Genomic DNA, 13,150 nt, shown 5'->3' with positions numbered 1-13,150 from the left:
ATCTATCGTGAAAACAGCGATCACAGAACTGTTCGGCATCCAGCATCCGATCGTCCAGGGCGGCATGCATTATGTCGGCTTCGCGGAGATGGCCGCCGCAGTATCCAACGCCGGCGGGCTTGGCGTCATCACGGGCCTGACGCAGAGGACGCCGGAGCTGCTGGCGAAAGAAATCGCGCGTTGCCGCGACATGACGGACAAGCCGTTCGGCGTGAACCTCACGTTCCTGCCGAGCTTTACGGAGCCGCCTTATCCGGAATATATCGCCGCGATCAAGGAAGGTGGCGTCAGGATCGTGGAGACCGCGGGCCGCAGCCCGGAAGCATACATGCCGGCGCTCAAGGCCGCGGGCATCAAGGTCATTCACAAGTGCACCTCCGTGCGGCATTCGCTCAAGGCAGAGAAGATCGGCTGCGACGCGGTCAGCGTCGACGGCTTCGAATGCGGTGGTCACCCCGGCGAGGACGACATCCCGAACATGATCCTGCTGCCGCGCGCGGCCGATGAGCTGAAGATTCCGTTCATCGCCTCGGGCGGCATGGCGGACGGGCGCAGCCTCGTTGCCGCGCTGGCGCTGGGCGCGGCCGGCATGAACATGGGGACGCGCTTCGTCGCCACCAAGGAGGCGCCGGTCCACGACAACGTCAAGCAGGCGCTGGTCAAGGCAACCGAGCTCGATACCGTCCTGGTGATGCGCTCGCTCCGGAATACCGAGCGGGTGCTGAAGAACAAGGGCGTGGACCGCTTGCTCGAGGTCGAGCGCGAGAAGGGCGCAGGCCTGAAGATCGACGATATTCACGATCAGGTCGCCGGGGTCTACCCGAAGGTGATGGTGAACGGCGAGATGGATTCAGGCGCTTGGAGCTGCGGCATGGTCGTCGGCCTCATTCACGACATCCCGACCGTGAAGGAGCTGATCGACCGGATCATGGCGGAAGCCGAGAGCCTGATCCGTAGCCGGCTGACGGGCTTCCTGGAGGGTGACATCACGGGCGCGCGGAAAGTCGCGTAAGCGCCGAGCCCATCAGGACACGTGAAGACGCCCCGCCGTGGCACCCCGGCGGGGCGCTCGCGTGTTCGGCGTCCGTCATCGTCCGATGCGTCGCGAGCTTCGCGGCGCGCGTCTCGTTATGTCTGGAGCCCCATCGCCTGATGCCGGCTCAACACGCTTGATCCTGCGCTCGGCAGCAATGCTGCTTGCCGAGCGCAGGTGACCATTGCGAGCGTGCTCTCGTCTCGCATGGAAGCCTTTTTGTCACGCCTGAGGAATTCGAGGCCTCGGCGCCAGTTGAGTGGCTGGCGCCGAGACGCCGCAGACTGAGTGCGCCCGCTCTGTCAGCCAACCTGCTTGGCGTAGCGCGCCGCCGGTCGGCCGGACTGCGTCAGCGCGCGGATCAGCTCGCCGCGGGCGGCTTCGTAGGCTGTCCACGCCGACAGGTCCTGCAGCGCGGGAAGGCAGATCAGCTCGTCCTGATCCAGCGCCGTCAGCGCCGTGTCGACCAGTTCCTCCGCCGTCATGAATAATTCGTCGGGGAAGGGCGCTTGCTTCAGGCCGGAGGCTTCGAAAAACTCGGTGCGGACCGGGCCGGGAAGGACGGCCTGGATTTTCACCTTGGTGTTCGCCAGCTCACTCTGGAGCGAGCGGGTGAAGTTCAGCACATACGCCTTCGAACCTGAATAGCCGGCGCCGGTCGGGGTCGGCATCAGCGCGATGATCGAGGCGATGTTGATGATCGTGCCTCGGTCGCGGCGCAGGAAACCAGGCAGCGCCGCATGGGTCAGGCGCGTCAGCGCCTGCACGTTGATCTTGATCAGGTTGTCGAGCGCCGAGGCGGACACCTGAGCGGTCAGGCCGAGCGCGCCGAGGCCGGCATTGTTGACGAGAAGATCGATGTCCTCGCGCCCCTCGATCAGCGTGGCGACGCGGGACAGGTCGTTGCTGTCGCCGAGGTCGGCCGTCACGATCTCGACCGTGACATTCGTCTTGGCGCGAATGTTGCGAGCGGTCTCTTCGAGACGCTCGCGGCGGCGCGCGACGAGGATCAAATGATAGCCGCGGGCGGCGAGGCGCTCCGCATAGGCGACGCCGATTCCCGACGACGCGCCGGTGACAACTGCGAAACGCTGGTGATCACTCATTGATCAATTCTCCGATTGTGCGGCTGGAGCCGGGTCTTGGATGGGGTAGGGCACCGGCTTGTTCTCCTGAACCCAGAGCTTCTCGTGGTCGGAATGCGGTGGTGGCGGCGCGATGCCCTGGATCTGCCAGAGATCGAACGGGGTTTCGTCGATGTGGATTTCCCAATCGAATCCCCTGTCCTTGATGTAGGGAGCGAGAGCCATTTCGGCCCAGCTCAGCCATTTGGCTTTCCGCTCCTTGGCATCAGGCGGGAAGGACCGGGCGATATGGTCGACCCAGATCCGAACGAAATTGCTCGCCTCTTCGCCGCCCTTGTAGAACGAGTCCGGCGCCACCTCCTGAAACACGACGATGACGTAGAACTTCGGGAGCCCGCGATAGCAGCCGGTGATGCGCTCCGACAGAGCGCGCTTGTCGTCGGCGGTGAACGCTCCCACCGGATGATAGATCTTCCAGAACGGCATGAAACCTCCCTCGCGGCCCGTGGGGACCTATTATGATGATAATCATCATCATTGTTTCAGCGGTTGTCAATCTCCATTGATGACGTCTATCATTGTTATGGAATGGTACCGGAGGGATGATCGGGTGAGGATTACCGAGAGCCAGACGCTTAAGAACAGGCAGAAGGTGGTGGCGAAGGCGGCCCGGCTGTTTCGCGAGCGCGGTTTTGACAATATTTCCGTGGGAGGGCTGATGAAGGCCGCCGGCTTCACCCATGGCGGCTTCTACAATCATTTCGAGTCCAAGAGCGCGCTGGCCGGCGAGGCGCTCGCGCATGCGTTCCACGAGATGGAGCGTGTCCGCGAGACCATGCCGGGTCGCGAAGCTTTCGTGAGATCCTATATGTCGGACGCGGCCCGCGACGCGCCCGGAGCGACCTGTCCGGCCGCGTCGCTGGCTGGCGACATCGCGCGGCAGCCGGACGCCATCAAGAAGGTCTTTGCTGAAGGCATCGAACGCATGATCGACTGGGTGCAGAACGCGTCGTCGGCGACGCCCGTGGCGCGCGAGGAGGCGGTGGATTTGATCTGCCGCATGGTCGGGGCGCTGATGCTGGCCCGCGCCATGCCGGCGTCGAGCGATCTCGGGCGCGAATTGCTCACGACCGAGACGGAGCAGTGTCTGGTCGACCTCCCGAGATCTGGCGGCGAACATCGCCGCCGGCGCAAATCGTCGTGATGTGACTGCCAAGGGTCGCCGATGACCTTTGGTCGACCCGACGGCGCCTTGACAGCGTCCGCAGGCGCGTTCGCACGAGCATTCATTCGCAGCCCACCTGGATCACTGCATGGCAGGTCCGGGCCGCGGACTTTGACGTTGCGGCGCCCGTCATTAATAGTTCGATTTTTGAACTTACATGTCACCCGTGCAAGATCGTGGGTGACATTCATCGGTCGTCGTCCGTCAATTTCGTGCAGGTGACCCATATCGGAGGCCCACCCAGAGTTGACTGGTAGGACATAATGACGGTTGCTTGACGAGTTTTAAAAAAGAACTTTAAATGACTGGCATTGATATCGGTGCCAGCTGCAAGGCTGGGCGCCGGAATTCGGACGCCTTGCTCGTGACTGTCGCTTGGCCGACAGGCGGGAGAGGTCCGCCAGAAGCGACGGAGCACCGTTGCTCTTACAAACGATAACAAACAAGGAAACGTCCATGACCAGGGTGGGACTGCATCAATATCCTCCGATGGAGCAGGTCATTTTCGGCAAGCCAGCGGGCATCGCGCTGCGCGAGGAAGCCGAGCGGAAGGGCGCGCAGCGCGTCTTCCTGATCGCAAGCCGGACGCTGAACACGACGACGGACGAGATCGACAAGATCAGGTCGGCGCTGGGCGAACGCTATGCGGGCACTTTCGATCAGGTGCCGCAACACACCACGCGGGATTCGGTGGTCGAGGCCGCCGGCCATGCCGCGCAAGCGAAAGCCGACCTCGTTGTGGCGATCGGCGGTGGCTCTGTGGTCGACGCCGCCAAGATCGTGCTGATGTGCCTCGAGCACAGCATCACGGACGCGTCCGGGCTCGATGGTTTCGAGCTGGTCTCGACCCCCGAAGGGCCGCGTCCGGGGCCGTTCCGCAATCCCAAGGTGAGGATGATCGCCATCCCCAGCACGCTGTCGGGCGGAGAGTACAATGCCGGCACGCTGGTGACCGACACACGTCGCAAGCTCAAGCAGATCTTCGTGCATCCGCTGATGATGCCGATCTCGATCATTCTGGATCCGGCCATCACGGTGCACACGCCGAGAACCCTTTGGGTCGGATCGGGCACCCGGGCGATGGACCACGGCATCGAGGCGGTTTGCTCGCCCCGTGGCAATCCGCTGGTCGAGAGCGTCTGCCTGCGCGGTCTCCGCTATCTCTATGATGGTCTGCTGGCCTATGCCGACAACGCGGACAATCTCGAAGCCCGCCAGATGTGCCAGCTCGGATCCTGGCTGTCGGCCTTCGGGCTGCAATGCCGCGTGCCGATGGGAGCCAGCCACGCGATCGGGCACGTTCTCGGCGGGACCTGCGACGTGCCGCATTATTTGTGCACGGCGGTGATGATGCCGAGCGTGCTGAAATACAACAAGCCTGCGACCGGCGCCGCGCAGAGGCTCTTGGTTGAGGCGTGGCGCGAACCGGAGGCTGACGCCAGCGAGGTGTTCGCGCGCTTCATCGCCCGCCTCGGATTGCCGACGCGGCTGGTCGATGTCGGCGTCGCGGAGGATCGCTTCGGCCTGATCGGGAACAACGCGATGCTGTCGGTCTTCACGCCCGCCAACCCGCGAGCGATCAAGGGGCCGGACGACGTCGTCGAGATTCTTCGGCTGGCAGCATAGAGCGCGCGGCCTTCCCGCCGATCGACACGCGCTGCTCCACGCTGCCCGCGAATGCGTCGGTGGCGTGGGGGTGGCGGAGGTCGGCGCCGGGACTCTTTCCCCGACGCCTTGCATATCGAGAGTGCCCGGGCGCGGGAATGCGGCTTCCAGGTCGCTCCGGGGGCATGCCGCACGCGGCGAGCGACGACAAGCCGCCGCAGCAACGTCGGAGGCGAAGGACGCGGCGACGACATCCGAGCTGCCGGCCGTTCTTCTCGGAAATGCGGCCGTGGTGTTGTCGTTCAGAACTGATTGGACAGACCTTGGGGTGAATTGCAGGGGCGGGCCGTTCGTATGCTCTGCTCATCGGACTGTGTGCGTAGAGAGAGAATTCGTCTTCGAGCCGGTTGTCGGAGGTCATATCTTCTGCGGGCGTCTCCCAAATAAAAATCCCCCTCCACTTCCCGACGCCTTCCAAAAGAGAAAGAATGGTCTGTCTACTTTTGGAGGGCGTCGTGAAGCTGCTTGAACCCGTCCGGCTCGGCCGGCATGTTCTGAAGAACCGCATCGTTATGGCGCCGCTCGCCCGCGCTCGGGGAGACGAGCGTCGCGCGCCGAAAGACATCGTCGGCACCTATTACAGTCAGCGGGCGACCGCCGGGCTGATTGTTACCGAGGCTTGTCATGTCTCGCCGACGAGCGCCACCCGTGCGCGCGCCACCGCGAACCACGACGCCCATCAGACGCTAGCCTGGAAGCAGGTGGTGGACGCCGTGCATGCGGCGGGAGGAGTCATCTTCCAGCAGATCTATCACGTCGGGCGCAAATCACTCTTGTCCGGAATGCCCAGCGGGCAGCAGCCCGTGGCGCCATCGGCGATTGCCGCTTACGGCGGGATCATGAAGGAGGAGGGGCTCGAAGAGTTTCCCGTGCCGCGCGCGCTTGCGCTGCATGAAATTGCGCCGATCGTTGACGACCATCGCCGCGCGGTGCGCCGCGCTGGCGAGGCGGGCTTCGATGGTGTGGAAATCCTCGCAGGCAATGGCTTTCTGATCGATCAATTCTTGCGCGACTCCACCAACAAGCGCACGGACAGCTACGGTGGCTCGAAAGAGAACCGCGCGCGTTTCCTGCTGGAAGTGGTCGATGCGGCGGTCGCCGAGCTCGGCGCCGACCGCGTCGGGGTCCGCCTGTCACCGCATTTCCGCGCGGATCATATCGACGACTCCGATCCTGTGGGCACGTTCTCCTACGTCGTATCGGAGTTGAACCGGCGCGGCATCGCCTACATCCATCTGCTGGAAGGCACCGGCTACGACAATTCCGGCGATATTCCGTTGTATCAGCGGCTGGTGAAGAAGCCGTCGGCGGGCGGCGGCGGGGCAGGGCCGCGCAGCGGCGAGCCGTTTCTGGCGCCAATCCTGCGGCCACTGTTCCGGGGGGCGCTGATCCTGAACAGCGGCTATACGCGCGACAGCGCGGAGCAGGCCGTGCGCAGTGGCGCCGCGGACGCGATTTCGTTCGGCCGCCTCTACATCTCCAATCCCGACCTTCCGGAGCGCATCCGGCTGAACGCGCCGCTCGCCGAGCCGGACACCGCGACCTACTACACCAACGGGCCCGAAGGCTACATCGACTACCCGTCGCTCGGCGACCGCGTAGCTCAGGTCCCCGCGGCCTGACGATTTGACGTCTTCAGCTCAGCTCCGAAAGAATACACCCATGCTGTCTTTATCCGGTACGCCGTCCGACCCGATCCTGACCGATCAGTTGCTGTCCGAACTGCGTCAGGAGTTTGCCGCGACCGCCGCCCAGCACGACGCGGATGGAAGTTTTCCGTTCGCCAATTTCAGGAGGCTGGCCGAAGGCAGGCTGCTGGCACTGACCGTCCCCAAGAGCTTCGGCGGACTCGGCGGCGGGCTTTCCGAAGCCGCGCGTCTGGTCGCCGCGGTCGGGGCCGGCGAGGCCTCCACAGGGCTCGTGCTGCAGATGAACTGCATGATGCATCATCTGCTCGGGCGGCGTCAGCCGCCCGGCTACGACGCGATCGCGCGCGCGGCTGTCGCAGGCACCGGCACGGTGAACGCGCTTCAGGCCGAGCCGGACCTCGGCTCGGTGGTCCGCGGCGGACTGCCCGGTACGGTCGCGTCGCGATCTGCCGACGGGACGTGGCGGATCAACGGCCGCAAATCCTACGCGACCGGCAGTCCGATCGTCGGATGGTGGCTGACCTTGGTGCGCACCGACGAGGATACGCCGCGCGTCGGCACCGTCATCGTGCCCGCGGATTCGCCGGGCATCAGCGTGGTGCCGAGCTGGAATCACGCCGGCCTGCGCGCAACCGCCAGCCACGAACTGCGGTTTGACAATGTGGTCCTGCCGGCGGGCGTCGATCAGGCGCTGTTGCCGGCCGGTTCGCCGGAACAGGTCGCCGGTCGCGCGCTGGTCGACGAATGGTTCTGCCTGCTTACGGCGGCCTTGTACGACGGCATCGCGAGGGCGGGGCGGGACTGGCTGCTGCATTTCCTGCATTCGCGCGTTCCCAGCAATCTCGGCCAGCCGCTCGCCACGGTGCCGCGCCTGCAGGGCGTCGTCGGAGAGATCGAGTCGCTGCTGCTGATCAATCGCTCGCTGATCGACGACGCCATCCGGCGCGCGGAGGCCGCATCGGGGCCCGATCAGCTTCGCGCACAGCTGGTCAAGCATGTGGTCACCAACAATGCCGTGCGCGCGCTCGAACTCGCGCTGAGCATCACCGGCAATCACGGCCTTGACCGCGCCAACCCGCTGGAACGGCACTACCGTGACGCGTTGTGCGGGCGAGTTCATGCGCCGCAATCCGATTCTATTCTGACCAACGCCGGACGTGCCGCCTTGGCGGCCTGACATTCCGCTTCATCTCCAGAGAGTCCCATGATGCCCTCGACTGCCTGCTTTCGTGCGTGGACGGATCGGCGAACCGTGTGTGCGATGCTGATCGGCTTAGCGCTCGCGCCCGCCTTGGCGCGGGCGGAGACGCCTGTGGGGGGAGGCACCCTCATCGCGGTATCGAATCCCGGCGAGCCGAACGTTCTGACCACCGGCGTGGGGCAGGCGGGAGCGGTCCTCGCGGTGTCCTCGAAGATCTTCGACGGGCTGCTCCGCTACGGCGAGAACTTCGCACTCGAACCAGAACTCGCGACCGCCTGGGTGACCAGCGCCGACGGCAAGGAAATCCGGTTCACCTTGCGGCCGAACGTGCGTTGGCACGATGGCGTTCCGTTCACGTCTGCCGATGTGAAGTTCAGCTTCGAGCAGGTGTGGATGAAGGTCCATCCGCGCGCACGCGCGACCTTTGCGGCGGTCGAAGCGGTCGAAACGCCCGATCCGCTGACCGTGGTGTTCAAGCTCCGCAATCCGTCCGGCGTGATCCTCAGTGCGCTCAACAGCACCGAATCCACGGTGCTGCCGAAGCATCTTTACGAAGGCACCGACATTCTCACCAATCCGTACAACGTCAAACCGGTCGGCACCGGCCCGTTCCGGTTTGTCGAATGGGTGCGCGGCGAACGCATCGTGCTGGAGCGCAACCCCGATTATTGGGATACCGGCAAGCCCTATCTCGATCGTGTCGTCTATCGCATGATTCCGGACGCGACCGCGCGCTACGCCGCGTTCGAATCCGGGGCCGTGCATCTCGGGGTGCATTCGCCGATCTCGATCAACGATCTGACGCGGGCCGAGAAGAACCCGGCACTGCGCGTTGAGTTTCGCGGCTATGAATGGCTGGGTTCGTCGATCGTCGCTGAGTTCAACGTGCGCCGTCCGCCGTTCGACGATGTCCGGGTCCGCCGGGCTGTGGCTCACGCGATCGACCTGCAGGCATTCTCGCGCGTGACCATGCGTGGCATCGGCAAGCCGGGTACGTCGCCCGTGCTGTCGTCGCAGTCCAAGTTCTTCGTCGAGAGCGGCCTTGCGAGCTATCCGTTCGACCGCGCCAAGGCCGAGGCGCTGCTGGACGAAGCCGGGTATCCGCGCAAGGCCGACGGCAAGCGTCTGGAGATCACGCTCGACTGGCTGCCGTTCGGCGAAAGCTTCCTGCGCTTCGGCGAATTCCTGAAGCAGTCGCTGAAGGCGGTGGGTATCGAGGCGACCTTGCGGAGCCAGGATCTGCCGCAGTTCTTCCGCAGGGTCTATTCGCTCAACGACTTCGATTTCATCGTCACGCACCATTCTGGTTTCGCGGATCCGCAGATTGGGCTCGATCGCGTGTTCTGGTCGAAGGCGATCCTGAAGGACGTGCCGTGGTCGAACGGATCGGGCTATGCCAGCCCGGCCATGGATCGGCTGATCGAGGCCGCGCACATCGCCGCGACGGAAGATCAACGCGTCGCGCTCTACAAGCAGGTGCAGGCGCAGGCCCAGCTTGACGTTCCGCGGTTCACGCTGGCGGAAAACCGGCAGTACACCATCGTGTCGGCCCGGGTCCGAGACCTCGATACCGGGGTCATCGGCATCTATGATTCGCTCAAGAACACGTGGTTGGCGCCATGACATCCGCGGCGCCGGTTGCGGCGGGACCATCGGCGCGGCCGCATTCGACCGGCCGCTATGTCGGCCTGCGTCTGCTGCAGATGGTGCCGACATTGCTGCTGATCCTGATCACGGCTTTCCTGTTGCTCAAGCTCGCGCCGGGCGATGCGGCTCAGGTGCTGGCGGGAGACAGCGGCGGCGGCGACGCTGCCTATCTCGAGACCCTGCGCCAGCGCTTCGGGCTCGACCAGCCGATCGCGGTTCAGCTGTTGCTGTACGCTCGCAATGTGCTCACGGGCGAGCTGGGATTCTCGTTCCGCAACAATATGCCGGTTGCCGAGTTGATCGTCGCGCGGGTGGTGCCGACGCTGCTGCTGACCGGGCTCGCGCTGTTGGTCGCCGTCCTGCTCGGCGTCGCCGGCGGCGTCACCGCGGCGCTGACACGGGGCCGGCTTGCCGACAGGCTGATCGGAGCGGTCGCCTTGCTGCTCTACGCGACGCCCGGCTTCCTGCTCGGCATCGGCCTGATGATCCTGTTCGGCGTGGTGCTGTTGTGGCTGCCGACCGGCGGCTATGCCGATGCGAACGGAGCTGCGGAGGGATGGGCCCATGCGGGTAGCGTGGCGCGCCACCTGGTGCTCCCCGTGGTCACGCTCGGGATGCTGTATGCGGCGATCTACAGCCGGTTCACCCGCAGCGCGATGATCGAGATCTATGCCCAGGACTATATCCGGACCGCGCGCGCAAAAGGCCTCGGTCCCGCCCGCATCGCGTGGCGGCACGGCGTGCGCAACGCGCTGTTGCCGTTGGTGACGATCATCGGATTGCAGGCGGGCTCGCTGCTCAGCGGCGCGATCGTGGTGGAAACCGTGTTCGCCTGGCCCGGTTTGGGACGTCTGGCGTTCGAGGCTGTGCAGCAGCGCGACTATAACCTGCTGTCCGGTCTCGTTCTGTGCACCGGCGCACTGGTCGTGATCACGAACCTGATCGTCGATCTGCTGTACGCGACGCTCGATCCTCGTGTGCGCCTGCGATGACGCTGATCTCCGACATCGCTGCGCCACGGACGCTGCTGCGCCTCGATACGCTGCGGCGGCTGCCGTTCGCGCTGCGCTCGGGCCTCGTCATTCTCACGGCCGAACTCGTCATCGCCGTCCTGGCCAATTGGCTCTATCCTGGCGATCCGTTCGATCTTGCCGGTGCGCCGTTCCTTGCGCCGGGCGACGATCCGCAGTTTGCGCTCGGCACCGACATTCTCGGGCGCGACATTGCCGCGGGGCTGGTGCACGGGGCGCGGATCTCGCTGATCGTCGGCTTTTCCGCCACGGCGCTGGCGGTGACGGTCGGGACGACCGTCGGGCTGCTGTCCGGCTATCTCGGCGGCTGGGTGGATCATGTCCTGATGCGCGTGACGGAGCTTTTCCAGGTGATCCCGCATTTTCTGCTCGCGATCATCCTGGTCGCGATCCTCGGGGCGCGGATCGAATTCATCGTTCTGGCGATCGGCCTGACGAGTTGGTCGATGGTGGCACGGCTGGTGCGGGCGGAGACGCTGGCGCTCCGCGAACTCGACTATGTCCGCATCTGCGTCGCTATGGGCGGCGGCCCGGTGCGCGTGATGCTCACGCACATCCTGCCCAACGTGCTGCCGCCGATCATCGTGGCGGCCTCCATTCTCACGGCGCTCGCCGTGCTGACCGAGGCCGGACTTGCGTTCTTCGGTCTCAGCGACAGCAATCACATCAGTTGGGGAGGGATGATCGGCGCGTCGCGCGACGCGCTGCTGACGGCACCCTATATGACACTGATTCCGGGGGGCGTCATCGTCATGACCGTCATGGCGCTCAGCATGATCGGCGACGGCTTGACCGCGTTGCTGCGCCGCGGAGACGGCGCGTGAACGCGGCTCCGGTTCTCAGTGTGCGTGATCTGAAGGTTGGCGTGCGCGGCGCTCGCGGCGAGGTCGACGCTGTGCGTGGTCTCGATCTCGACGTCGCCCGCGGCGAGACGCTGGCGCTGGTCGGCGAGTCCGGCTGCGGCAAATCGTTGACGGCGCTCGCGCTCGCAGGCCTGCTGCCCGACGGTGCGCGGATCAGGTCCGGCACGATCGTGCTCGGCGGCGTCAGCATCGAGGGACTGCCGGAACGGCAGCTTCGCCGTCTGCGCGGGCAGCGCGTGGGTATGGTGTTTCAGGATCCCATGGCGGCGCTCAATCCGGTGCTGACCATTGGCGAACAGATCGTCGAGGCGATCCGTGCGCATCGCAGTCTCTCGCGCGCGCAGGCGCGCAGCGAGGCGGAGAGCCTGCTCGCACGGGTGCGGCTTCGCGAGGGCGCGCAATTGTTGCAAGCCTTTCCGCATCAGCTGTCAGGCGGGATGCGACAGCGGATCCTGGTCGCCATCGCGATCGCCAACCGGCCTGACGTGCTGATCGCCGACGAACCGACCACGGCGCTCGACGCCACCGTTCAGGCCGAGATTCTGGCGCTGCTCGACCAATTGCGACGCGACAGCGGCATGGCTCTGGTCCTGATCACCCATGATCTCGGCCTCGTCTCGCGCTGGTCCGATCGGGTCGCGGTGATGTATGCCGGCCGCGCCGTAGAAACCCGGTCGGCCGCGACGCTTGCCGACGCCGCGCATCCCTACACCCGCGCGCTGCTGGCCGCCCGGCCGCGCCGCCGTCCGCTGCGTGGTCCGCGACTGCGTCTTGCGGAGATCACCGGCCGCGTGCCGCTTCCCGGAGAGGCGATCAGCGGCTGCGCCTTCGCGGATCGTTGCGCCGCCATGACCGCATTGTGCCGCCGGCAAGCGCCGGAGACGCAGCGCCTCGGCGATGCCCGTGTCGCCTGCCACCATCCGTTTGCACCGAGCCGGGAGGTTGCCCTGCCATGACCCCGGCGCTGGCGCGAAGCGAGCCGCTGCTGCAGGCGGACGATCTGTCGGTCACGTTCGCCACGGCCGGGCGGCGCGTCGAGGCCGTCCGCGGCGTGTCGCTCGCGGTGCATCGGGGCGAGGTTCTGGCCGTGATCGGCGAATCCGGATCCGGCAAGTCGACGCTGGCCCGCGCCATCCTCGGGCTGACCCCGCCGCACAGCGGGACGCTGCGGCTGGACGGCGAAGTGGTGCCGCTCGCCGTCACCGCGCGCAGCAGGGTTCAGCGTCGCAAGCTGGGCATGGTGTTTCAGGATAGCGCTGCCGCCTTCAATCCGCGGTTCTCGGTGGCACGGATCCTCAACGAACCGATCCGGTTGCTCGGCGGCGACGCGGGCAGGGGCGCGGCTGAGGAACTGCTCGACGCGGTCGGTCTGTCCGGCGCATTGCTGGGGCGGCGTCCGCATGAACTCTCCGGTGGCCAGCGGCAGCGCGTTGGGATCGCCCGCGCGCTCGCGGGCAATCCCAAGGTCCTGATCTGCGATGAGGCGGTCTCCGCGCTCGATTTGTCGGTGCAGGCGCAGATCCTGAACCTCCTCGCCGAGCTGCTGCTGCGCCGCGGCCTCGCAATTCTGTTCATCACCCACGACATCTCGGTTGTTTCCTATCTTGCCGACCGGATTGCCGTCATGCATCAGGGAACGATCGTGGAATCCGGAACGGCAAGCGCGGTTCTCGATACGCCACGGGCGGCGTATACGCGGACCTTGCTGGCCTCCGCGCCTGACCCCATCCTGAGAGGCTAGCTCCGTCACG

12 protein-coding genes are annotated in these 13,150 nt (G+C 65.6%); 10 read left to right on the top strand and 2 right to left on the bottom strand.

Going from position 1 to position 13,150, the window contains the following annotated elements; translation table 11 throughout:
* The first annotated feature begins 7 nt into the window (after nt 1-7).
* Nucleotides 8-1,012, top strand: coding sequence for a nitronate monooxygenase family protein (locus QX071_RS28750; RefSeq protein ID WP_315705811.1), 1,005 nt, complete (start codon nt 8-10; stop codon nt 1,010-1,012).
* Nucleotides 1,013-1,335: 323 nt separating this feature from the next.
* Here QX071_RS28750 and QX071_RS28745 read toward each other — a convergent pair whose 3' ends face one another.
* On the bottom strand, nt 1,336-2,139 hold the full coding sequence (locus tag QX071_RS28745) for an SDR family oxidoreductase (protein ID WP_315705812.1): 804 nt from the start codon (nt 2,137-2,139) through the stop codon (nt 1,336-1,338).
* A 3-nt stretch (nt 2,140-2,142) separates the two neighbouring features.
* Nucleotides 2,143-2,604 carry a tautomerase family protein gene (locus QX071_RS28740; RefSeq protein ID WP_315705813.1) on the bottom strand — a complete coding sequence of 154 codons (462 nt, stop codon included), beginning with the start codon at nt 2,602-2,604 and terminating at the stop codon, nt 2,143-2,145.
* A 124-nt stretch (nt 2,605-2,728) separates the two neighbouring features.
* Between QX071_RS28740 and QX071_RS28735 the strand changes: the two genes are divergently transcribed.
* The 9 genes from QX071_RS28735 to QX071_RS28695 all read left to right on the top strand — a co-directional run bounded on the left by QX071_RS28735 (nt 2,729) and on the right by QX071_RS28695 (nt 13,140).
* Nucleotides 2,729-3,322, top strand: coding sequence for a TetR/AcrR family transcriptional regulator (locus QX071_RS28735; protein ID WP_315705814.1), 594 nt, complete (start codon nt 2,729-2,731; stop codon nt 3,320-3,322).
* A gap of 477 nt (nt 3,323-3,799) precedes the next feature.
* On the top strand, nt 3,800-4,969 hold the full coding sequence (locus QX071_RS28730; RefSeq protein ID WP_315705815.1) for an iron-containing alcohol dehydrogenase: 1,170 nt from the start codon (nt 3,800-3,802) through the stop codon (nt 4,967-4,969).
* A 482-nt stretch (nt 4,970-5,451) separates the two neighbouring features.
* Nucleotides 5,452-6,630: an alkene reductase gene (locus QX071_RS28725; protein ID WP_315705816.1), complete on the top strand. Its 1,179-nt coding sequence runs from the start codon at nt 5,452-5,454 to the stop codon at nt 6,628-6,630.
* 40 nt (nt 6,631-6,670) lie between these two features.
* Complete coding sequence (locus QX071_RS28720) at nt 6,671-7,834, top strand: acyl-CoA dehydrogenase family protein (protein WP_315705817.1); 1,164 nt, start codon at nt 6,671-6,673, stop codon at nt 7,832-7,834.
* A gap of 135 nt (nt 7,835-7,969) precedes the next feature.
* Nucleotides 7,970-9,481 (top strand): ABC transporter substrate-binding protein, encoded by a 1,512-nt coding sequence (locus tag QX071_RS28715; RefSeq protein ID WP_315705818.1) that lies wholly within the window; start codon nt 7,970-7,972, stop codon nt 9,479-9,481.
* Nucleotides 9,478-10,497 (top strand): ABC transporter permease, encoded by a 1,020-nt coding sequence (locus QX071_RS28710; protein WP_315705819.1) that lies wholly within the window; start codon nt 9,478-9,480, stop codon nt 10,495-10,497. Before QX071_RS28715 ends, QX071_RS28710 begins: the two co-directional genes overlap by 4 nt.
* Nucleotides 10,494-11,360 (top strand): ABC transporter permease, encoded by an 867-nt coding sequence (locus tag QX071_RS28705; protein ID WP_315705820.1) that lies wholly within the window; start codon nt 10,494-10,496, stop codon nt 11,358-11,360. Before QX071_RS28710 ends, QX071_RS28705 begins: the two co-directional genes overlap by 4 nt.
* On the top strand, nt 11,357-12,355 hold the full coding sequence (locus tag QX071_RS28700) for an ABC transporter ATP-binding protein (RefSeq protein ID WP_315705821.1): 999 nt from the start codon (nt 11,357-11,359) through the stop codon (nt 12,353-12,355). The genes QX071_RS28705 and QX071_RS28700 overlap by 4 nt, the downstream gene beginning before the upstream one ends.
* Nucleotides 12,352-13,140, top strand: coding sequence for an ABC transporter ATP-binding protein (locus tag QX071_RS28695; RefSeq protein WP_315705822.1), 789 nt, complete (start codon nt 12,352-12,354; stop codon nt 13,138-13,140). The genes QX071_RS28700 and QX071_RS28695 overlap by 4 nt, the downstream gene beginning before the upstream one ends.
* The last annotated feature ends 10 nt before the right edge of the window (nt 13,141-13,150 follow it).

Source organism: Bradyrhizobium sp. SZCCHNS1022, assembly GCF_032484835.1.
Taxonomy (GTDB): Bacteria; Pseudomonadota; Alphaproteobacteria; order Rhizobiales; family Xanthobacteraceae; genus Bradyrhizobium.
The sequence above is the reverse complement of the archived record's forward strand: the minus strand, read 5'-3'. Positions and strand labels throughout refer to the sequence as shown.

Excerpts from the sequence above, each read along its gene's own strand:
- QX071_RS28720 (WP_315705817.1), top strand. The coding sequence starts at position 6,671 with ATGCTGTCTTTATCCGGTACGCCGTCCGACCCGATCCTGACCGATCAG.
- QX071_RS28710 (WP_315705819.1), top strand. The coding sequence starts at position 9,478 with ATGACATCCGCGGCGCCGGTTGCGGCGGGACCATCGGCGCGGCCGCAT.
- QX071_RS28705 (WP_315705820.1), top strand. The coding sequence starts at position 10,494 with ATGACGCTGATCTCCGACATCGCTGCGCCACGGACGCTGCTGCGCCTC.
- QX071_RS28745 (WP_315705812.1), bottom strand. The coding sequence starts at position 2,139 with ATGAGTGATCACCAGCGTTTCGCAGTTGTCACCGGCGCGTCGTCGGGA.
- QX071_RS28740 (WP_315705813.1), bottom strand. The coding sequence starts at position 2,604 with ATGCCGTTCTGGAAGATCTATCATCCGGTGGGAGCGTTCACCGCCGAC.
- QX071_RS28695 (WP_315705822.1), top strand. The coding sequence starts at position 12,352 with ATGACCCCGGCGCTGGCGCGAAGCGAGCCGCTGCTGCAGGCGGACGAT.
- QX071_RS28730 (WP_315705815.1), top strand. The coding sequence starts at position 3,800 with ATGACCAGGGTGGGACTGCATCAATATCCTCCGATGGAGCAGGTCATT.